Annotated in this window: 21 protein-coding genes; 7 read left to right on the top strand and 14 right to left on the bottom strand. The window is 66.4% G+C overall.

The window, feature by feature from the left end; all coding sequences use genetic code 11:
- Positions 1-5: 5 nt before the first annotated feature.
- On the bottom strand, positions 6-548 hold the full coding sequence (msrA, locus tag H162_RS0102445) for a peptide-methionine (S)-S-oxide reductase MsrA (RefSeq protein ID WP_026354132.1): 543 nt from the start codon (positions 546-548) through the stop codon (positions 6-8).
- A 218-nt stretch (positions 549-766) separates the two neighbouring features.
- On the opposite strand from msrA, the gene H162_RS0102440 reads away from it, so the two are divergent.
- Together H162_RS0102440 and H162_RS0102435 are read left to right on the top strand one after the other, a co-directional pair.
- Positions 767-1,276, top strand: a complete 510-nt coding sequence (locus H162_RS0102440) for a flavin reductase family protein (RefSeq protein WP_020651855.1) — start codon at positions 767-769, stop codon at positions 1,274-1,276.
- Positions 1,277-1,418: 142 nt separating this feature from the next.
- On the top strand, positions 1,419-2,627 hold the full coding sequence (locus tag H162_RS0102435; protein WP_020651854.1) for an acyl-CoA dehydrogenase: 1,209 nt from the start codon (positions 1,419-1,421) through the stop codon (positions 2,625-2,627).
- Between the two features lie 35 nt (positions 2,628-2,662).
- Here the strand turns inward: H162_RS0102435 and H162_RS0102430 are convergent, their stop codons facing one another.
- Positions 2,663-2,983: a DMT family transporter gene (locus H162_RS0102430; protein WP_020651853.1), complete on the bottom strand. Its 321-nt coding sequence runs from the start codon at positions 2,981-2,983 to the stop codon at positions 2,663-2,665.
- A gap of 334 nt (positions 2,984-3,317) precedes the next feature.
- On the opposite strand from H162_RS0102430, the gene H162_RS0102425 reads away from it, so the two are divergent.
- A complete protein-coding gene (locus tag H162_RS0102425; protein WP_084676914.1) occupies positions 3,318-5,420 on the top strand; it encodes a bifunctional diguanylate cyclase/phosphodiesterase in 2,103 nt (700 codons plus the stop codon).
- A 344-nt stretch (positions 5,421-5,764) separates the two neighbouring features.
- Here H162_RS0102425 and H162_RS0102420 read toward each other — a convergent pair whose 3' ends face one another.
- The 11 genes from H162_RS0102420 to H162_RS0102370 all read right to left on the bottom strand — a co-directional run bounded on the left by H162_RS0102420 (position 5,765) and on the right by H162_RS0102370 (position 16,901).
- Positions 5,765-6,448 carry an OmpW/AlkL family protein gene (locus H162_RS0102420; protein ID WP_020651851.1) on the bottom strand — a complete coding sequence of 228 codons (684 nt, stop codon included), beginning with the start codon at positions 6,446-6,448 and terminating at the stop codon, positions 5,765-5,767.
- 52 nt (positions 6,449-6,500) lie between these two features.
- A complete protein-coding gene (locus H162_RS0102415; protein ID WP_020651850.1) occupies positions 6,501-7,862 on the bottom strand; it encodes an SGNH/GDSL hydrolase family protein in 1,362 nt (453 codons plus the stop codon).
- A 262-nt stretch (positions 7,863-8,124) separates the two neighbouring features.
- A complete protein-coding gene (locus H162_RS0102410; RefSeq protein ID WP_020651849.1) occupies positions 8,125-9,156 on the bottom strand; it encodes an L-threonylcarbamoyladenylate synthase in 1,032 nt (343 codons plus the stop codon).
- 2 nt (positions 9,157-9,158) lie between these two features.
- Positions 9,159-10,358, bottom strand: coding sequence for a 5-(carboxyamino)imidazole ribonucleotide synthase (locus H162_RS0102405; RefSeq protein ID WP_020651848.1), 1,200 nt, complete (start codon positions 10,356-10,358; stop codon positions 9,159-9,161).
- A 4-nt stretch (positions 10,359-10,362) separates the two neighbouring features.
- Positions 10,363-10,860: a 5-(carboxyamino)imidazole ribonucleotide mutase gene (gene purE / locus H162_RS0102400; RefSeq protein ID WP_020651847.1), complete on the bottom strand. Its 498-nt coding sequence runs from the start codon at positions 10,858-10,860 to the stop codon at positions 10,363-10,365.
- A gap of 1 nt (position 10,861) precedes the next feature.
- Entirely contained in the window at positions 10,862-11,755 is an 894-nt protein-coding gene (locus H162_RS0102395) for a phosphoribosylaminoimidazolesuccinocarboxamide synthase (protein ID WP_020651846.1), read from the bottom strand.
- 155 nt (positions 11,756-11,910) lie between these two features.
- On the bottom strand, positions 11,911-12,975 hold the full coding sequence (fba, locus tag H162_RS0102390) for a class II fructose-bisphosphate aldolase (RefSeq protein WP_026354130.1): 1,065 nt from the start codon (positions 12,973-12,975) through the stop codon (positions 11,911-11,913).
- Between the two features lie 86 nt (positions 12,976-13,061).
- Positions 13,062-14,513 carry a pyruvate kinase gene (gene pyk, locus H162_RS0102385; protein ID WP_020651844.1) on the bottom strand — a complete coding sequence of 484 codons (1,452 nt, stop codon included), beginning with the start codon at positions 14,511-14,513 and terminating at the stop codon, positions 13,062-13,064.
- A 50-nt stretch (positions 14,514-14,563) separates the two neighbouring features.
- Positions 14,564-15,769 carry a phosphoglycerate kinase gene (locus H162_RS0102380; RefSeq protein ID WP_020651843.1) on the bottom strand — a complete coding sequence of 402 codons (1,206 nt, stop codon included), beginning with the start codon at positions 15,767-15,769 and terminating at the stop codon, positions 14,564-14,566.
- 39 nt (positions 15,770-15,808) lie between these two features.
- Positions 15,809-16,153, bottom strand: a complete 345-nt coding sequence (locus tag H162_RS0102375) for an AzlD domain-containing protein (RefSeq protein ID WP_020651842.1) — start codon at positions 16,151-16,153, stop codon at positions 15,809-15,811.
- Complete coding sequence (locus H162_RS0102370) at positions 16,146-16,901, bottom strand: AzlC family ABC transporter permease (protein WP_020651841.1); 756 nt, start codon at positions 16,899-16,901, stop codon at positions 16,146-16,148. The genes H162_RS0102375 and H162_RS0102370 overlap by 8 nt, the downstream gene beginning before the upstream one ends.
- Positions 16,902-17,106: 205 nt before the next feature.
- Here H162_RS0102370 and H162_RS0102365 point away from each other — a divergent pair, with 205 nt between their 5' ends.
- From H162_RS0102365 to H162_RS0102355, 3 genes are read left to right on the top strand one after another with little or no spacing between them, the layout of a single operon-like run.
- Positions 17,107-17,301 (top strand): zinc-finger domain-containing protein, encoded by a 195-nt coding sequence (locus H162_RS0102365; protein WP_020651840.1) that lies wholly within the window; start codon positions 17,107-17,109, stop codon positions 17,299-17,301.
- 38 nt (positions 17,302-17,339) lie between these two features.
- Positions 17,340-18,350, top strand: coding sequence for a YheT family hydrolase (locus H162_RS0102360; protein WP_020651839.1), 1,011 nt, complete (start codon positions 17,340-17,342; stop codon positions 18,348-18,350).
- Between the two features lie 8 nt (positions 18,351-18,358).
- On the top strand, positions 18,359-18,934 hold the full coding sequence (locus H162_RS0102355; RefSeq protein WP_020651838.1) for a DUF2946 family protein: 576 nt from the start codon (positions 18,359-18,361) through the stop codon (positions 18,932-18,934).
- A gap of 7 nt (positions 18,935-18,941) precedes the next feature.
- On the opposite strand, the gene H162_RS0102350 is transcribed toward H162_RS0102355, so the two are convergent.
- Positions 18,942-20,528: a M48 family metalloprotease gene (locus H162_RS0102350; protein ID WP_026354128.1), complete on the bottom strand. Its 1,587-nt coding sequence runs from the start codon at positions 20,526-20,528 to the stop codon at positions 18,942-18,944.
- 77 nt (positions 20,529-20,605) lie between these two features.
- Between H162_RS0102350 and moaC the strand changes: the two genes are divergently transcribed.
- On the top strand, positions 20,606-21,044 hold a 439-nt coding region (gene moaC / locus H162_RS0102345; RefSeq protein ID WP_020651836.1), incomplete at its 3' end, for a cyclic pyranopterin monophosphate synthase MoaC.

Genomic DNA, 21,044 nt, shown 5'->3' with positions numbered 1-21,044 from the left:
GCCGCTCAGTCCTTCAGGTGGGCGGCGAAGGTGCTGCGGAACTTGGCCACCTTCGGCGCCACCACGAAGGCGCAGTAGCCCTGCAGCGGATGCTGGGCGAAGTAATCCTGGTGGTAGGCCTCGGCCTTGTACCAGGTCTCGCGCGGCCGCAGCTGGGTGACGATGGGCGCGTCCCAGACGCAGGTCATTTCGGCCATCACCTTGCGCGCGGTGGCTTCCTGTTCCGGCGAGCAGAAGAAGATCGCCGAGCGGTATTGCGGCCCCGCGTCGTTGCCCTGGCGGTCCTGCGTGGTCGGGTCGTGGATCGTGAAGAAGATCTCGAGGATGTCGCGGTAGCTGATGACTGCCGGGTCGAACTCCAGGCGCACCACCTCGATGTGGCCGGTGGCGCCGGTGCACACCTGCTCGTAGCTCGGGTTCTGCACGTGGCCGCCCATGTAGCCGGACTCCACCCGCGTCACGCCGCGCGCTTCGAGGTAAACGGCCTCCAGACACCAGAAGCATCCGCCGCCAAGGATGGCCACTTCGGTTCCTGACTGATCGCTCATTGTTCACCTGACATTGACAGTACGCGATACCTCTTAATGTATCGCAAACGCGTATGTTCTGCAGTGAACAAGCAGTGACCGGCGGCAGCGTGACATCCGCGCGACAACCGGCCATGGTCAAGATTGCATACCTTGTAGCATTTTGTGCGTCCAAACCCGAGTAGCGCGGCAATGGATGCCTGGGCGATGGCATAATGGCGCCAACTTCCAGGGTACCAATGAATACACGTTCTCCCCGCGCCACGATTCGCGGCTTCGATTCGACGCATTTCCGCCACGCACTGTCCCAGTTCGCCACCGGTGTCACCGTGATCACCACGCGCCTGGTCGACGGCAGCTTCCGCGGCCTGACCGCCAGCTCCTTCAACTCGGTGTCGCTGGATCCGCCGCTCGTCCTGTGGAGCCTGGGCGCGGGCGGCGCCAGCCTGCCCATCTTCAGCGGCAACTCCCACTACGTGATCAACGTGCTGGCGGCCGGCCAGGAAGAGCTGGCCATGCGCTTCTCGCGCCGCAACCCGGATCCTTTCGAGGGCGCCGACTACGAACTGTCGCGCACCGGCCAGCCGATCCTGAAAGGCGTGTCGGCCTGGTTCGAATGCCACAACCGCAGCCGCTATCCCGAGGGCGACCACGTCATCTTCGTGGGCGAGGTCGAGGAATGCCAGTTCCATCCGCAGCCCTCGCTCCTCTTTCATGCGGGCAGGTTCGGCTGCACGCCGGGGCGCTGAGCTTTCCGTCCCCGGACAAAGTTGAAAATGCCTGTCGCAGATTTAAAAGATGCGCCACGGGTGCATTTCTATCATGGTCAGATTCCGGCGCGGCGAACGCCGCCCGCCATCGAACTAGAACCCAGAGACAGGATTTTCAACAATGAACCGTTCCGATTCGTCCCGCAAAGCCCTTGGTGGCCCCGCCCAGTTCCACTGGGATGATCCGCTGCTGCTGAACAGCCAGCTGACCGACGACGAGCGCATGGTGCGCGACGCCGCTGCCGCCTACTGCCAGGACAAGCTGCAACCGCGCATCCTCGAGGCGTTCCGCAACGAGAAGATGGACAGCTCGATCTTCCGCGAGATGGGCGAGCTCGGCCTGCTGGGTCCGACGATTCCCGAGCAGTACGGCGGCCCGGGCCTGAACTACGTGGCCTATGGCCTGATCGCGCGCGAAGTCGAGCGCGTCGATTCCGGCTACCGTTCGATGATGAGCGTGCAGTCCTCGCTGGTCATGGTTCCCATCCACGAGTTCGGCAATGAAGCGACGCGCCAGAAGTACCTGCCCAGGCTGGCCACCGGCGAATGGATCGGCTGCTTCGGCCTGACCGAGCCGAACCACGGTTCCGACCCGGGCTCGATGGTCACCCGCGCGCGCAAGGTCGACGGCGGCTACTCGCTGAGCGGCTCGAAGATGTGGATCACCAATTCGCCGGTCGCGGACGTGTTCGTGGTCTGGGCCAAGGACGATGAAGGCGCGATCCGCGGCTTCGTGCTCGAGAAGGGCTGGAAAGGCCTGTCGGCGCCGGCGATCCACGGCAAGTTCGGCCTGCGCGCCTCGGTCACCGGCGAAATCGTCATGGACGAGGTGTTCTGCCCGGAAGAAAACGCGTTCCCGGACGTGCGCGGCCTGAAGGGTCCGTTCACCTGCCTGAACTCGGCCCGCTACGGCATCGCCTGGGGTGCGCTGGGCGCGGCGGAAGCCTGCTGGCACACCGCGCGCCAGTACACCATGGACCGCCAGCAGTTCGGCAAGCCGCTGGCCGCCAACCAGCTGGTGCAGAAGAAGCTGGCCGACATGCAGACCGAGATCACCCTCGGCCTGCAGGGCTGCCTGCGCCTGGGGCGCATGAAGGACGAAGGCACCGCCGCCGTCGAGATCACCTCGATCATGAAGCGCAATTCGTGCGGCAAGTCGCTGGACATCGCCCGCGTGGCGCGCGACATGCTCGGCGGTAACGGCATTTCGGACGAATTCGGCATCATCCGCCACATGGTCAACCTCGAGGTGGTCAACACCTATGAGGGCACCCACGACATCCACGCGCTGATCCTCGGGCGCGCCCAGACCGGCATCGCCGCGTTCTGATCCCCATTCGACGCAGCCGGCGCCGGCCGGCTGCTTCAGTGCCCCGATGACAGCTTCATCAGCACCAGCCCGCTCACGATCAGCACCGCGGCGGCGATGCGCATGGCGCTGAGCTGCTCGCCGAGCGCGACGATCCCCACGACGAAGGCGCCGATGGCGCCGATGCCGGTCCAGATCGTGTAGGCGGTCCCAAGGGGAATGCTGCGCATCGACAGCGACAGCAGGACGAAACTGGCCACCATCGTGACCAGGGTAATGACGGACGGGACAAGCTGGGTGAATCCATCCGAGCGCTTCATCGCATACGCCCAGACCACCTCGAAGAATCCTGCGACAACCAGCATCAGCCAAGCCATGACGGCCCTCCTGTCAAAAGCGGGCCGTCCCGAGCGAATACCCTGCGACAGGGGGAGGTCGTCCTCCAGGAAGCCGTCATTCTACCCCGACTCCAGACTTCCCACTGGAACTGGACGGTGAACGACTTGCTGCTGCCGCCCGCCAGCGCCATCTGCTCGTCGAGCAAGCCGGCCGACACGGTCCGGCCGTGGCGCCAGCTGCCATGCCATGGTTAATCTGACAATCTCCATTGTTTTCAATCGCGCGGCCATTACGCGCTACGACTTTTGGGATACCATCGGTATTCGTTCTACATAACCCGGCCGTAACTCGCCTGCTCGTTCCCGAGACATGATGAATGCACCGCCCGCACCGGACGCGTCCGTACCGGAAAGTACGAGGGCGCTGTCGCTTGAGCTTCTGCTCAGCAATCTCCCCGGCGCCGCCTACCGCTGCCTGAACGATGGCGAATGGACCATGGAATTCGTCAGCGACGGCATCGAAAGGTTGACCGGCTACTCGGCCAGCACCTTCACTTCCCGTCCCGGCCTCTCGTACGCCAGCCTGATCCATCCCGAGGACCGCCTCGGCGTGGAACGCGCCGTCGCGGCCGCGATCGAGAACGGGCGCGCATTCCAGATGACCTACCGGATCCGCTGTACCAACGGCACGATCAAGTGGATCTGCGAACAGGGCGCGCTCAACCCCAACGCCCCGGGACCGGGCGTGCTGGAAGGCTACATGTGCGATTTCACGCGCATCAAGCAGGCCGACCTGATGGTGCTGGAGCAGGCGTCCTTCCTGCAGCGCGCACGCGATGCGATCGTCGCGATGGACATGTATTCCCGGATCACCTACTGGAACCACGGCGCCGAGCGCCTGTACGGCTGGAGCGCGTCCGAGGCCAAGGGAAAGAAGTTCAGCGAGCTGCTGTCGGACGACCTCCACGCCTACCACGCCGCCTACGAGACCACGCTCGCCAACGGCGTGTGGTCGGGCGAGCTGACCCATGTGCGGCGCGACGGCTCGGCGGTCGACACCGACACCCGCTGGACCCTGCTGGCGCCCGACGAGGCGCTCGGCGCCTGCCAGAAGATCCTGGTGATCGGCACCGACATCAGCGAGCGCAAGCACAATGAAGCGAAGATCTTCCGGCTGGCCTTCTTCGATCCCCTGACCGACCTGCCGAACCGCGCCAACCTGCTCGACCACCTGCGCCGCGCCCTGCTCGGCAGCGCGCGCACGCGCAAGTGCGGGGCCCTGATGTTCTGCGACCTCGACAACTTCAAGTTCCTCAACGACACCCAGGGCCATGCGGCCGGCGACCTGCTGCTGCAGGCGGTCGCGCGCCGCCTGGAACATTGCGTGCGCGAGGCCGACATGGTGGCGCGCCTGGGCGGCGACGAATTCGTGATCCTGATCCAGCCGCTCGAGGACAACCGCGAAGCGGCCGCCGCGCAGGCCGAGACGGTGGCGGCCAAGGTGGTGGCGGCGATGGCGGCGCCCTTCCAGCTGGGCGACCTGAACTACACGCTGTCGGTCAGCGTCGGCGTGGCGACACTGTGCGGCAGCACCGACACCGTCGAATCGACCCTGCGCCAGGCCGATGCGGCGATGTACCAGGCCAAGGCGTCGGGGCGCAATACCTTCCGTTTCCACGACCCGGGAATACAGGCGGCCTGGTCGGCGCGCGCCGAACTCGAGAACGGACTGCGGCGCGCCATGCGCCACAACGAATTCGTCCTGCATTACCAGCCGCAGCTGGACCGCGCCGGCCACGTGATCGGGGCCGAAGCCCTGCTGCGCTGGCGCCTGCCGAACGGCAAGGTGATGTATCCGGCCGAATTCATCCGCGCCGCCGAGGAAAGCGGCCTGATCATCGATATCGGCGCCTGGGTGCTGCGCACCGCCTGCAACCAGCTGGCGCACTGGCAGCGCTCGCCGGAAACTGCGGGCCTGACCCTGTCGGTGAACGTCAGCGCGCGCCAGTTCACCGAGCCCGATTTCGTGCCGATGATGCAGCGGATCTTCGAGCAGAGCGGCGTGCAGCCCTCGGGCCTGAAGCTGGAGCTGACCGAGAGCCTGGTGGTGAGCGACTTCACCCAGACCGCGCACACCATGGCCACGCTCAAGCGGCGCGGCCTGTCGTTCTCGCTGGACGACTTCGGCACCGGCTACTCGTCGCTGGCCTACCTGCGCAAGCTGCCGCTCGACCAGCTGAAGATCGACCACTCCTTCATGCGCGACGTGCTGACCGACCAGAACGACGCCTCGATCGTGCGCTCGATCATCGCGCTGGGCGACAGCCTGGGGCTGCAGGTGATCGCCGAAGGCGTCGAAACGCCCGGCCAGCGCCAGTTCCTGTCCGACGCCGGCTGCTACATCTACCAGGGCTTCCTGTTCCAGCACGCGCTCAGCGCCGAGCATTTCGCGCAGTACGCGCGCGGGCTGCATTGAAAAAAGGCCCGCCTGAAGCGGGTCCTGTGCGGCAGCCTTGCCTGGATCAGAACTTGAGAGATTGACATTCAGGGTCAGGTCTGTCATTCGGACATGGACACACAACCCTTGCGAAATCTCAGAACGGTTTTAAGTAAGCTGAGACTTTTTCCTCTTTTCGACATTGTCCATTGCGCGCGGGTTTCGGTGACAACGGTGAGTCGAGCATTGGCGAGTTTGGGATAAACAAACCAGCATTTTGAGATATCGCAAAGGTGCTCGCTCGGTGTCCGAATGACAGACCTGACCCTGAACCTGAAAAAAGGCCCGCCTGAAGCGGGCCCTGTGCGGCAGCCTTGCCTGGATCAGAACTTGTAGCCGACCGCCAGGATCACCGCGACCGGATCGAGCTGCATGTGCTGCGTCTGGCCGGTCGAGAACGACACATCGGTGCGCAGGCGGGTCTTGGTGACCGAGACATCGCCGAACCAGCGCTCGTTGAAGTTCATCGCCACGCCGACCTGGGCCGTGTAGGTGAACTTGTTGTCGATGCTGAAGCTCGTCGGCACGCCGCGGCCCGGGTTGGTGACCGCGGTCAGCTTGCCCGAACCGCGTTCCTTCATGAAGTAGGCGTAGGTCGCGCCCAGGCCGACGAAGGGACGGAACATCGCGTTCGGCTCGAAGAAGCGGTACTGCAGGAACAGGGTCGGCGGCAGCGCCTCGACGGTCGCCAGCTCGCCGGTGCCGGCGATCGCGCCCGCGCCGGTGATGCTGTGCTTGTACGGCGTGCCGAGGGCCGCCTCGGCCGAGATGTTGTCGGTGAGGCCGTAGGCGAAGACCAGCACGGGCTGGATGTCGCTGTCCACGTCGGCCTTGGTGCCCGGCAGCGCGGGCGCGGTGATGTCGCCGCTCTCGACCTTCGGGGTCAGCTGGTTGACGCCGAACTTGGCGGTCCACTGGCCGGCCGACTGGGCCGACGCGCTTGACGCGCAGGCCAGCGCGGCTGCCACGCCCAGCACTTTCACGATGCTGTTGAAACGAACGTTCATTTTCTCTCCTGATTCAATGTGATGGCCCGTCCTGGCGGACGGGCCCGCAGCCTTACAGCCAACCCTTGATCGCCATGTCCTTCAGAACATAGCGCGCCACAAGGTTGTTCTCGAACGGAGTCGGGTGGACTGTGTCGGCAAACATGTAATGGCTCACGTCACCGGCCGACGCGGTGTTGGCGGTGCAGATCAGGGAGGTCGTGCCCAGCGCGTTCGGCGCGCAGGCCGGAACCGCAGTGTTGGTCAGGCCGTACGGGGCCGGGTTCTTCACCTGGTCGTTGCTGACGGTATACAGGTCGGAGTACAGGACGCGCGGATCGTCCGCGCCCAGGCCGGCCTTCAGCTGGGTGTTGAAGGCATTGACCATGGCGGCGACCAGCTGCTGGATTTCCGCAGGACGCGACTTGGCGGCCGGCGTGCTGGCCACGTCCGGCAGGTTGGCGACCACGACATACTTGGCGCCCTTGTCGACGATCTGGGTCTTCACCAGCGCCGCCATCTGCGCGCCGGCCAGGCCCACTTCGGTCACCAGGCGGGTCGCATTCGCGGCCGCGAACTCGCCGGCGGCCCTGGTGCCGGCGGCGGTGCCGTCGGCCTGGGCCTTGGCGACCATCGGCAGGTGCACGGCCGGCGCAGCGACGGCCTGGTTGCCCGGCTGGCTGGCGGCGGCGGTCACGGCAGCCGCCACCACGCTCTGGTCGGTCTTGCCCGGGCGGGCGTTTTCGGTCGCGATCGCCAGGCCGATGGCCTGGGCCGCGGTTTGCGGATTGGTCGCGCCGGCCGCCAGCTGCAGGGTCAGCGAAGTGGCGAAAGCCTGGGCGCCGGCCGCCGTGCCGGCGTCCGCGATCGCCGCCATCTGCATCAGCACGTCATTGCCGCCGGACAGGACGGTCACCAGTTCGGTGCCGCTGAACTTGCCGCCGGTCTTGCTCAGGTGGTTGGCGACCTGCGACACCAGCGGCAGGGTCATCTCGCCGATCGGCGAACCGGTGGCCTTGTTGCCCGGCCCGATAGGATTGGTCACGCGCGAACCGCCCTGGGCGTAGTTGAAGCAGTTGGCGTGGTTGGTGATCGGCACCGAGAAGCCGCGCGCCGGGTCGCCTTCCAGGCCGGTCTGGGCGGCGCAAGGCGCCGGCAAGTTCAGCTGGGCTGCCATGAACTCGACCCACACCTTGCCGGTGAACTCGGGGTTCCTGGAAGTGCTGTCGCCGTTGATCGTGAACTTGCCGCCGCCGGCGGTCTTGACCGCGCCGACCGCATAGGTGCCGACGTCGGACAGGCTGTCGCCGAACGACACCTGGTTGCTGAATGTGACCTTGGTGGTCTGGTCGCCGCCCTTGGGGCTGGTGCCGCCGCCGCACGCTGCCAGCACTGCTGCCGTCAACAAGGCCAGCGCGAGTTTGGTTTGACGCATTGTGTCTCCTAACATTGAATTATAGTGAAACGAACGCCCGTGCTATTCGAGTCGCCACCAAGTTTGCCAGTGTCCAGTTCGCTTGTATAGCAAAATTGTTTGCCAAACCGGTACTTCGGCCCCCCCCTCCCAGAACCGACAGATGTGCTGGAAAGGAAGAGCTATAGTAATCTCACGCTTGCCAAAAGTAGACAGTGTGTGGCGCATACGCCCCATGAATACAGGGCGTATGCGCTGCGTCAACCCGGTTGACTGAGGAAGATCAAGGCTTGGCTTGATTGTTGAGCAGACCGTGCACGATGCCGGTCGAACCGTGCGCGGCACGGCGCAGGCGGTCGTTGACGCCGAGCCAGGCGCCGTCCTGCGGCGGGGCCTCGACCAGGATGACATCGGCGCCCTGCCCGTCCATGGCGCGCAGCGCCGCGTAGAGCGCGTGGGCGAAGCCATCCGGGGTGGCCGGCAGGCCCAGCGCGGCATGTGTGGCCGGCATGTCGGTGTAGTGGATCAGGGCCACCTTGCGTCCCGCCCGCCGGAGATCGGCCAGGGTCTGGCGCAGGGTGGCGCTGTCCTGCATCGCCACCGGCGTGTGCGGCGCGTAATGCGATTCGAGCGTGCCGGAGGCGCGCGGCGCGGCCTTGTCGGGCGCGGCCGGCAACTGGTCGATCACCGCGGCGATCGCCTCGGCGCTGATGTGCCCGGGACGCAGCAGCACCGGGCCATGCGTGGCCAGGCGCGACAGGTCGACGATTGTCGATTCGATGCCGACCTGCGAGGCGCCGCCGTCGAGCACCATGGCGACCGATCCGTCGGCGCCGAACTCGTCGCGCACGTGCTGGGCCAGGGTCGGGCTGACGTGGCCGAACTTGTTGGCCGAAGGCGCCGCCACGCCGCCGCGCCCGCCCTTGAAGGCGCGCAGCAGCGCGATCGCGACCGGGTGCGACGGGCAGCGCAGGCCGACCGTGTCCTGGCCGCCGCTGACGGCGGCGGGGATGTTCGGGGCGCGCTTCAGGATCATGGTCAGCGGGCCGGGCCAGAAGGCGCCGGCCAGCGCCCGCGCTTCCGCCGGGATGTCGCAGGCCCAGTAATCGAGCGGCGCCTCGGGCGCCAGGTGCACGATCACCGGATGGTCCTGCGGACGGCCCTTGGCCGCGTAGATGGCCGCCACCGCGGCCGGGTTCTCGGCGTCCGCGCCGAGGCCGTAGACGGTCTCGGTCGGGAAGGCCACCAGCGCGCCCTGCTCCAGCGCGCGTGCGGCTGCTGCGATGGCGGCCGGGTCGATCTGCTGCTCGTCCATCCCTACTCCGCGATGCCGAGGATGGCGCAGGCCGCGCGCAGGCTGTCCTGCGCGGAGGCGAGCGTCGGCGCCACGAAGGTGACGTGGCCCATCTTGCGGCCGCGGCGCGGGTCGTCCTTGCCGTACAGGTGCAGGTTCGCGCCCGGCAGCGCCAGGACCTTGTCCCAGGCCGGCTCGCGCGGGGTGTCGCCGCCTTCCTCGAACCAGACGTCGCCCAGGATGTTGAGCATCACGGCGGGCGAATGCTGGCGCACGTCGCCCAGCGGCAGGCGCGCCATCGCACGCACCTGCTGTGCGAACTGGCTGGTGACGCAGGCGTCGATCGTGTAGTGGCCGCTGTTGTGCGGGCGCGGAGCCATCTCGTTGACCACCAGGGAGCCGTCCTCGAGCACGAAGAACTCGATGCACAGCACGCCCACGTAGCCGAGCTGGGACACGATGGCGCGCGCCGCGTCCTGCGCCTTGCGGGCGCAGGCCTCGGACACGTTCGGTCCCGGCACCGTGGTGGTGAACAGGATGCCGTCGCGGTGCACGTTCTCGGCGATCGGGTAGACCACCGATGCGCCATCCGCGCCGCGTGCGGTCAGGACCGACACCTCGTAGGCCAGCGGCAGCATCTTCTCGAGCAGGCAGGTCACGCCGTTCATGCTGTCGAACGCCGCGCGCAGGTCCTCGCGCGAACGCACCCGGACCTGGCCCTTGCCGTCATAGCCCATGCGCACCGTCTTGAGGATGCCCGGCAGCAGGTCGTCGCCGACGGCGTCGATGTCGGCGTGCGAGGCGATGGTCTTGTGCGGCGCCGGCATCACGCCGGAATGCGGCGCGCAGTCGACGAAGAAGCGTTTCTCGGCGATGCGGTCCTGGGCGATCGAGACGCAGGACGCCGCCGGGGCGACGAAGCTGCGCTCGCCCAGCCAGGCCATGCTGCCGGCCGGGACGTTCTCGAACTCGGTGGTGATGGCGGCGCACAGGCCGGCCAGTTCCTCCAGGCCCTCCTGGTCGTCGTAGCCGGCCGTGACCAGGCGCTCGGCGACCTGCCCTGCCGGGCAGTCCTGCGCCGGTTCCAGCACGGCGACCTTGTAGCCCATCGCCTGGGCGGCGTGGGCGAACATGCGCCCCAACTGGCCGCCGCCCATCACGCCCAGCCAGGCGGACGGGTTGGCGTTCGGGAGCAGCGGGGATACTTGCAAGGTGTCGCTCATACGATCAAACCGGGAGAGTCATGGCCTGGGCGGCGGCGGTCTGCTCGCCGCGGAACTGCAGGAGTTGGGCGGCCAGCGCATCGTCGGTGGCGGCCAGGATGGCCACCGCGGTCAGCGCCGCGTTGGCGGCGCCGGCTTCGCCGATCGCGAAGGTCGACACCGGCACGCCTTTCGGCATCTGCACGATCGACAGCAGCGAGTCTTCGCCGCGCAGGTACTTCGACGGCACCGGCACGCCCAGCACCGGCACGATGGTCTTGGCGGCCACCATGCCAGGCAGGTGGGCCGCGCCGCCCGCGCCGGCGATGATGGCGCGCAGGCCGCGTTCGCGCGCCTGTTCGGCGTAGCTGAACATCTCGTCCGGCATGCGGTGGGCCGAGATCACCTTCGCCTCGAAGGGCACGCCGAACTGCTTCAGGATGGCGACCGCGTTCTGCATCACGTCCCAGTCGGACGAGGAGCCCATGATGACGCCGACCAGCGGTTTCACTTGTTCGCTCATGTCAGGCCTTCAGCTTTTCGCCGGTCAGGCGCTCGATCGCTTCGAAGTACTTGGCCTGGGTCTTGTCGATCACGTCCTGCGGCAGGGCCGGCGCCGGAGCGGTCTTGCCCCAGGTCAGGGTTTCCAGGTAGTCGCGCACGAACTGCTTGTCGAAGGACGGCGGCGAAATGCCCGGTGCGTAGGAATCGGCCGGCCAGAAGCGCGACGAGTCGGCGGTCAGGACTTCGTCCATCAGGTGCAGCACGCCGTTGTCGTCCAGGCCGAACTCGAACTTGGTGTCGGCGATGATGATGCCGCGGGTGGCCGCGTATTCGGCGGCGGCGGTGTACAGCTGGATGCTGATGTCGCGCATTTTGGCGGCCAGTTCGGCGCCGATGCGGTTTTCCATCTCGGCGAAGGAGATGTTCTCGTCGTGCTCGCCGATGTCGGCTTTCGCGGCCGGGGTGAACAGCGGCTGCGGCAGCTTGTCGGCCTGGCGCAGGCCGGCGGGCAGCTGGATGCCGCAGATGGCGCCGCTTTCCTGGTAGTCCTTCCAGCCGGAGCCGATGATGTAGCCGCGCACCACGGCTTCCACCATGATCGGCTTGAGGCGCTTGGCCACGACGGCGCGGCCGCGCACCTGCTCCACTTCATCCGGGGCGACCACGGATTCAGGCGCCACGCCGGTCAGGTGGTTCGGCACGATGTGGCCGAGCTTCTCGAACCAGAAGTCGCTCATCTGGTTCAGCACCATGCCCTTGCCGGGGATAGGCTCGTTCATGACCACGTCGAAGGCCGACAGGCGGTCGGTGGTGACGATCAGGATCTTGTCGTCGCCGACGGCGTAGTTGTCGCGCACCTTGCCGCGGCCGAGCAGTGGCAGGGACTGGATAGTGGATTCGTAGAGGCTGTTCATAGAAGGGATATCAGGAAAGCGGAACCGGCGGGAGGTCCGCCGGTTGAGAAAGTCAGGCCTTGGGAGCCTGCCCAATGCATAATTTTACGTCAAATTGCAGCGCCACCGGCCTTGACGCTGTCAAAGCCGGTGGCGCCTGGCGCCGCGGACGACGCTTACTGGACGATCTGGGCCAGTTCGCCGGCCTTGTAGCGCTCGGCCATCTTCTCCAGCGTGATCGGCTTGATCTTGCCGGCCATGCCTTCGCAGCCGAACGACAGGAAGCGCGCCTTGCAGACTTCCATCGCGGCTTCGCGGGCCGGCTTCAGGTAGTCGCGCGGATCGAACTTCGACGGGTTCTGGAACATGTACTTGCGGATCGCGGCCGTCATCGCCAGGCGGATGTCGGTGTCGATGTTGATCTTGCGGACACCGTGCTTGATGCCTTCCTGGATCTCTTCGACCGGCACGCCATAGGTTTCCTTCATGTCGCCGCCGAATTCGCGGATGATGGCCAGCAGTTCCTGCGGCACCGACGACGAACCGTGCATCACCAGGTGGGTGTTCGGGATGCGCGCGTGGATTTCCTTGATGCGGTCGATCGCCAGGATGTCGCCGGTCGGCTTGCGGGTGAACTTGTAGGCGCCGTGCGAGGTGCCGATCGCGATGGCCAGCGCGTCGCACTGGGTGCGCTTGACGAAGTCGGCCGCCTGGTCGACGTCGGTCAGCAGCTGTTCGCGGGTCATGGTGCCGTCCGCGCCGTGGCCGTCTTCCTTGTCGCCCTTCATGGTTTCCAGCGAGCCCAGCACGCCCAGCTCGGCTTCGACGGTGACGCCGATCGAGTGCGCGAACTTGACGACCTCTTTCGAGACCTCGACGTTGTACTCATAGCTGGCGACGCTCTTGCCGTCGGCTTCGAGCGAACCGTCCATCATCACCGAGCTGAAGCCCGAGCGGATCGCCGCCATGCAGACGGCCGGCGACTGCCCGTGGTCCTGGTGCATGACCACCGGGATGTGCGGGTAGGCTTCGACGGCGGCGTCGATCAGGTGGCGCAGGAAGGCTTCGCCGGCGTACTTGCGTGCGCCAGCCGAGGCCTGCATGATCACCGGGCTGTTGACGGCATCGGCGGCGGCCATGATGGCCTGCACCTGCTCCAGGTTGTTGACGTTAAATGCAGGCAAGCCGTAGCCGTTCTCGGCGGCGTGGTCCAGCAGTTGACGCAATGATACGAGTGCCATGGTGTACTCCAAACAATAAAAAAACCTGTCAGGAACCCGGAAAAACCAGCTAGCCAGCTCAGTGGCGGCGGTCGTTCGCGGTTCTCTTAGTCGTAACTTTCTCCAACACGCACGATCTTGAGTGCATTGGTGCCGCCGGCCTGGCCCATCGGCGAACCCCAGGTAACGACGATGCGGTCGCCCTTGCGGACCATGCCTTCGTTCATCAGGAGTTCCTCGGCCTTGCGCAGCACGGCATGGCTGCCGCCCTCTTGCAGCAGATGGAATGCCCGTACGTTACGATACAGCGAAGCCTTGCGCTCCGTCGTCTGCGACGGGGTCAGCGCGAAGATCGGCGTGTCGATACTGTGGCGGCTCATCCACAGTGCGGTGGAGCCCGATTCGGTCAGCGCCACGATGGCCTTCACGCGCAGGTGGTGCGCAGTGAACAGTGTGCCATACGCGATCGACTGGTCGATGCGGGTGAACTGGACATTGATGAAATCGGCGTCCAGTTTGTTGTATTCGGATTGCTCTGCCTCGGCGCAGATCGCGGCCATCATCTCGACCGTCTCGATCGGGTACTTGCCCGATGCGGTTTCGGCCGACGTCATCACGGCGTCGGTGCCGTCCAGCACGGCGTTGGCCACGTCCGACACCTCGGCGCGGGTCGGCACCGCGTTGACGATCATCGACTCCATCATCTGGGTCGCGGTGATGACCAGCTTGTTCGATTCGCGCGCCATGCGGATCATGCGCTTCTGCAGCGCCGGCACCGCGGCGTTGCCGACCTCGACCGCCAGGTCGCCGCGGGCGACCATGATGCCGTCGGAGGCGTCGAGGATTTCCTGCAGCACCGGAATCGCTTCGGCGCGCTCGATCTTCGCGATCATCATCGGCTTGTGGTGGAAGGGCTCGCCGGCGATGTTGGCCAGCTGGCGCGCCATTTCCATGTCGGTCGCGCTTTTCGGGAAGGAAATGGCCAGGTAGTCGGCCTGGAAGCTCATCGCGGTCTTGATGTCTTCCATGTCCTTGGCGGTCAGCGCCGGCGCGGTCAGGCCGCCGCCCTGGCGGTTGATGCCCTTGTTGTTCGACAGCTCGCCGCCGACCTTCACCGTGGTATATATCTCGTGGCCGGCGATGCGGTCGACGACCAGAACGATCAGGCCGTCGTTGAGCAGCAGCTTGTCGCCCGGGCGCACGTCGCGCGGCAGGGCCTTGTAGTCGAGGCCGACGCGTTCCTGGTTGCCCAGCTCGCCGTTTTCGCCCCATTTCGCGTCCAGGATGAACTGGTCGCCATTGTTCAGGAAGATCTTGCTGTCTTCAAATTTGCCGACGCGGATCTTGGGACCCTGCATGTCGGCCATGATGGCCACTTCGCGGCCGCACTCGGCGGCGGCGCGACGTACCAGGGCAGCGCGATCGATATGGTCTTGCGCCTTGCCGTGCGAGAAGTTCAGACGTACGACGTCGACGCCTGCGCGGATCATCTTGACGAGAATATCGAAGTCGGTCGAAGCAGGGCCAATGGTTGCTACGATCTTGGTGCCACGGTACATGGTTATCCTTGTAATAAAAAACAAAGCGCAGCTGGGGCTGCGCTAGGGTCTCACTGGGCGCTGCGCTGCAGCAGGATGTCGACGGCTGGCAGGGTCTTTCCTTCCAGGAATTCGAGGAAGGCGCCGCCGCCCGTCGAAATATAGCCGATCTGGTCGGCAATCTGGTACTTGGCGATGGCCGCCAGGGTGTCGCCGCCGCCGGCGATCGAGAAGCCTTCCGATCCGGCGATGGCCAGCGCCAGGGTCTTGGTGCCTTCCGCGAACTGGTCGAACTCGAACACGCCGACCGGGCCGTTCCAGACGATGGTGCCGGCCTTGGCCACCTGCTCGGCGAGCTGGGCGGCGGTCTTCGGGCCGATGTCGAGGATCATGTCGTCGTCCGCCACGTCGGCCACGTCCTTGACGGTGGCGACGGCGGTCGGCGCGAATTCCTTGGCGCACACCACATCCACGGGAATCGGCACCTGGGCGCCGCGCGCGGCCATCATGTCGATGATGGATTTCGCCTGGCCGACCAGGTCGTTCTCGACCAGCGACTTGCCGATGTTCAGGCCGACGGCCTTCATGAAGGTGTTGGCGATGCCGCCGCCGACGATCAGGTTGTCGACCTTGCCCGCCAGGCTTTGCAGGATCGACAGCTTGGTCGAGACCTTGGAACCGGCCACGATGGCCAGCAGCGGACGCTTCGGCTGGCCCAGGGCCTTGCCCAGGGCGTCGAGTTCGGCGGCCAGCAGCGGACCGGCACAGACGCTGGGTGCGAACTTCGCGATGCCGTGGGTGGTGGCTTCGGCGCGGTGCGCGGTGCCGAAGGCGTCGTTGACGTAGATATCGCACAGCTTGGCCATCTTCTGGGCCAGTTCATCGCTGTTTTTCTTTTCGCCCTTGTTGACACGGCAATTTTCCAGCAACACTACCTGGCCCGGGGCGACATCGACGCCATCGACCCAGTCCCGCTTCAGTGCGACCGGCTGGCCGAGCAGTTCGGACAGGCGCGCGGCGACCGGCGCCAGGCTGTCTTCCTGCTTGAATTCGCCTTCGGTCGGACGGCCCAGGTGGGAAGTCACCATCACGGCGGCGCCGGCGTCGAGGGCGGCGCGGATCGCCGGCACCGAGGCGCGGATGCGCGTGTCTTCGGTGATATTGCCGGCGTCATCTTGCGGCACGTTCAGGTCGGCACGGATGAAAACGCGCTTGTTGCCCAGCGCATTGCGGTCGATCAGGTCTTGCAGACGGGTGAAGCGGAGAACGGCGTCCATTGGTCAGCAGTAGGGATAGTGAAAAACCGTCATTGTACATTAGCCGGCGGCGCCAAAAACGTGCAGGACACGCAGCAGCGTAAAGACGATCATGCCGAATACGATGGTCAGCAGCATGTTGCGCCGCCACAGGTAAAAGCCGAGCGCGGCCAGTCCGGCCAGCAGTTTCGGGTTCGCCAGCGCCAGCTCGATCCGGCCCTGGGGGTCGACCAGGATATCCGGCGCGATGATGGCCGCCAGCGCGCAGGCCGGCGCATAGCGCAGCATTTCCTGCACCCGGGGCGGGATGCTGACCCGGTGGCCGATCATCCAGAACGAGCTGCGGGTGGCGGCCGTGGCGATGCACAGCACGCCGATGACGGCCCAGATTTCCCAGTCAGCCATGGCGCACCTTTCGCTTGGCGAAGGTTTCCTCGACCAGCATCGCGCTGACCATGCCGGCCACCACCGCGATGAGCAGGCCCAGCTTGTACGGCAGGCCGTTGGCCAGCACCGCCACGACGCCCGCCACCGCCACCCCGCACAGGGCGGCGTTATTGATAATCAGGGGCACCATGATGCACAGGATGGCCAGGGTGCCGGCAAAGCCCAGGCCCCACTCGCTCGGCACGGTGCTGCCGAGGAAGATGCCGGCCAGCGAACCGGCCTGCCAGGCGAACCAGTTCGGGTACATCAGGCCCTTCAGGTAGGACAGCTTGCCGGGCACGTTTTCGGAGGTGGGGTATTTTTGCAGGAACATCGCGACCGTCAGGTCGCCGGAAATATAGCCCAGCCAGAAACGTTGCCTCCATGGCAAGTGCGCGAAATGCGGTCCCAGCAGGGCGGAAAAGATCACGAAGCGCAGGTTGACCACGAAGGCGGTGGCGAAGATGACCCAGATCGGCGCCTGGGCGGCGATCAGCGGCAGCGCCGCGAGCTGGGCGGAGCCGGCGAACACCAGCAGGGTCATGCCGACGGCCTGGGGAACGCTCAGGCCGCTCTTGACCATGGCGATGCCGACCACCAGGCCCCAGGCGCCGATGCCGAACAGGGTCGGCAGGCCGGTCCTGAAGCCTTCGCGCCAGGCGGCGGGATCGTGGGCATCCAGGGCGGCAGGCGCGCCATCCTGGCTCGACGGATCGCCGGCCATCATGTGGTATTCCTGCAACGACCGGAAAGGACGAGTGCGGCGACAGGCTTGAAACGGTCGGGCATGAAACGCATCTATGGGTTGGCACCGGGAAGGACGCAGCGGGGCTTGCTTGTGATCAGCTCCTTATTTTACCGATCATTTCGGCAAGAGGGACGAATCCGTTAGAATCCTGTCTTTGCCTAACTTGCCTGACGGAGAGTAACAGATGAACCAAAAGACGATGCCCGTGGTGGAGCTCGAGGCCAAAGACCTGCCGGCATATTGCCCGAATCCGGCAATGCCGCTGTGGTCCTCGCACCCGCGCGTCTTCCTTGACTTCGACCACCACGGCGAAGCAAAGTGTCCCTATTGCGGTACCCAGTACCGTCTGGCGCCGGGCACCGTACTGAAGCACCACTGATCCACTGCCGCGGCGCGGCCCTCCCGCGCCGGCCGATCATGCACTACCGCGCCCCAAGGTGGCTGCCCGGCGGCCACCTTCAGACCATCTACCCGGCGACCTGCCTCGCCAGGCCGGCCGTCGCCTACCGGCGCGAGCGCTGGACCAGCGCGGACGGCGACTTCATCGACGTCGACTTCGTGGACGGCCAGCCGGGCCAGCCGCTGGTGGTGCTGTTCCACGGGCTGGAGGGTTCCTCGCACAGCCACTACGCGCGCTCGCTGATGGCGGCCCTGGCCGAACGCGGCTGGTCGGGCGCGGTGCCGCATTTCCGCGGCTGCTCGGGCGAGCCGAACCTGGCGCCGCGCTTCTACCATTCCGGTGACGCGGACGAAGTCGACTGGATCGTGCGCAAGCTGCGCGCGCGCCATGCCGGCATCCTGTACGCCGCCGGCGTCTCGCTCGGCGGCAATGCCCTGCTGCGCTGGCTGGGCGAATCGCAGCATGGCGCCGGCATCGTCGATGCCGCCTGCGCGATTTCCGCCCCGCTCGACCTGGCGCGCGGCGGCGAGGCGCTGTCGGCGGGCTTCAACCTGCTCTATACCCGCATGTTCCTGCAGACGCTCAAGCCCAAGTGCCTGGCCAAGCTGGAACAGTTCCCGGACCTGTTCGACAAGGCCGCGCTGCTGCAGGCGCGCGACCTGTATGCATTCGACAACGTGGTGACCGCGCCGCTGCACGGCTACCGCGACACCGACGACTACTGGCACCGGGCCAGCGCGCGCCACGTGCTGCACGACATCACCGTGCCGACCCTGGTGCTGAACGCGCGCAACGATCCCTTCCTGCCGGGCATCCACCTGCCCAGCAGCGCGTCGAAGGCGGTGACCCTGGAGTATCCTGAGCACGGTGGGCATGTCGGCTTCGCGGCCGGCCCGCTGCCGGGGCGGATCGACTGGCTGCCGCAGCGCATCCTGCACTTCTTCGACAGCACGGCGGGCGTGCGCGCGCCGGAGGCTGCCGAACCACGCATCATCCAACACCGCGGAGCGCTATGGACGACATCGTAAGACAGGCAATGGCCAAGTGGCCGAACGTGCCGCACTGCTACGGCTGGCTGGCGCTCGACGCGCGCGGCGGCTGGCGCATGCGCGACGAAACGGCCCAGCGCGCCGGCGCGCCGGGCGACCGGTTGACCAATCCCGCCCTGGTGGGCTTCATCAACCGCAACTACCTGCACGACGAGCGCGGCAACTGGTATTTCCAGAACGGGCCGCAGCGCGTGTATGTCAACCTGGAAGCGACGCCCTTCATTGCCCGCACCGATCCCCAGCAGGGACTGGTGCTGCAGACCGGGCAGGCGCTGGGCGAGGTCGAACGCGTGTTCCTGACGGAGGGCGGCGCCCTGCTGTTCCAGCGCGGCGACACGGTCGCGCAGCTCGACGACCGCGACGTGGCGCAGGTGCTGGGGGCCCTTGAACTCGACGGCCAGCCCGCTTCGGATGAGGCGGTGATGGCGTGGGTGGACAACGGCAAGGGTGCGCTCGCGCTGCCATGGGGCGGCAAGCGGATCGGGGTGGAACGGATCGGGGCGGACGAGGCGCCGCAGCGCTTCGGGTTTGCGAAGGCGCCGCAACCCGGCCCGCACTCCTGAGGCCCGCTCAGCGCTCCTTCTCTTCTTCCTTTTCCGCCTTCTGCCGCGCCTGCAATTCGCGCTCGCGCGCATCGATCACGGACTGGTCGTAGAACGACACATCGCTCGCCTTGCGCGCCAGGTTGAGCTGGTCGACCGCGGCCGGCAAGGCGCCGGCCAGCACATAGGATTCCGCCAGCGCCATGTGCTGCAGCGCGATCTTGCCCTGCTTCGCATAGGTCTTGGCCAGCATGTCGTGCAGCTTGGGCTCCTCGCGATACTGCTGGGCCTGGTCACGCAGGAAGCGCGCCGCATCGTCCAGCTTGCCGGACGCGATCAGGACTTCGGCATACTGGTGCGCGATCGCTCGCGACAGCGGGAAACGCTGGCGCGCCTGCTCGGCTTCCGCCACCGCCTGCTGGAGCACCGCAGGAGGCTGTCCTGACGCCATCTTGATCTCGAGCGCCAGCCCGGCGAACATCGAGGCCCCGTCGCCGACATTCGAGGTGGTGGTGAAGACGCCCTCGCGCGGCTTCATGGTCGCGCGCGCCTTGTCGAGCCAGCCCTGGGCGCCGGCCAGGTCGCCCTGCTTCAGGGCCAGGTAGGCCAGGCCGTACTGGGCGCCGGCCTGCTGCTGGCGGTGCGCATCCTTGAGCTGGGTCTCGAAGGCCGTCCGGGCCTCGCGCCGGCCCTGCTCGCTCGGATCCTGCAGCACGCGCACGCGGGCGCGCACGAGGTGGAAATCGAGGCTGTCGACGCGCTGCTTCCTGGGCAGCTCGCGGATGCGGGCCTGCATGTCGACGATGCGTTCCTGGGTCAGCGGGTGGCTGCTGAGGCTGCTGAGGCCGACGGGAAGCTCGCCATACAGCTTGCTTGCGCTTTGCAGGCGGCGGAAGAAGGCCACCATGCCGGTCGTGTCATAGCCGCCCGCCCCCATGATCTGGAAGCCGACGCGGTCGGCCTCGCGCTCGGCGTCGCGGCTGAAATTCAGCTGGCGCTGGATCGCCAGGCCCTGCCCGCCCATCAGCACGCCCATCGCCGCGTCCGAACTGGCCTTGGCGGCCAGCGCCGCCAGGATCATCGACGCCAGCGGCAGCAGCACGTCCTGCTTCTGCTGGCCCAGCATGCGGGCGATGTGGCGCTGGGATACGTGGCCGATCTCGTGGGACATCACGCCCGCCAGTTCCGATTCGGTCTGGGCCGCGATGATCAGCCCGGAATGCGCGCCGATGAAGCCGCCCGGCAGTGCGAACGCATTCAGCGCCGCGTCGCGCACCGCGAAGAAATAAAAGTCGGAATTGGTTTCGCCGCGCGCGCCGGGAGCGGCGCTGACCAGCGCGTTGCCGAAATTGTTCAGGTACTCGAGGATAGGCTCGTCGTCGAGGTAATCGCGGTCGCGCCGGATGTCGCGCATGATTTCCTCGCCGAGCTTGCGCTCGACCACGGGCGACAGGTCGCCGCGCGCGGTGTCGCCGAGGGTGGGCAGGTAGGTGCTGTCGGGCTTTTGCGGCGCGGCCGGCGCCGCAACGGCGAACGCGGCCGCCGTGCACAGGGCCAGGACAGTCAATGCGGGGCGCCAGCGGCGCGCCGGGGCTGAACGGAAGACGGATTTCACGGTGCTATGATACCCCCATCCGCGAACAGCTTGCTGCTCGACGATACACTTTGTTACCCGACAATATCGACCTTGCAATGACCACCTCGACTCCGACCGCAGACCATTTGACCCACTTCGACGCCACCGGCCAGGCCCACATGGTCGACGTCGGCGCCAAGCAGGACACGCACCGCATCGCCGTGGCCGCCGGCACCATCCGCATGAAACCGGACACCCTGGCCCTGGTGCGCTCGGGCAGCGCCAAGAAGGGAGACGTGATCGGGATCGCGCGCATCGCCGCGATCATGGCCTCCAAGCGCACCAGCGACCTGGTGCCGCTGTGCCACCCGCTGCCGATCACGAAAGTCGCGGTGGATTTCGAGATCGACGAGGCGAACAACAGCGTGCACTGCCGCGCCCAGGTCGAGACCATCGGCAAGACCGGGGTCGAGATGGAAGCGCTCACTGCGGTGCAGGTCGGCCTGCTGACCATCTACGACATGTGCAAGGCGGTGGACCGCGGCATGGTCATGA

The sequence above is a fragment of the Massilia niastensis DSM 21313 genome (assembly GCF_000382345.1).
Lineage (GTDB): Bacteria > Pseudomonadota > Gammaproteobacteria > Burkholderiales > Burkholderiaceae_D > Telluria > Telluria niastensis.
The sequence above is the reverse complement of the archived record's forward strand: the minus strand, read 5'-3'. Positions and strand labels throughout refer to the sequence as shown.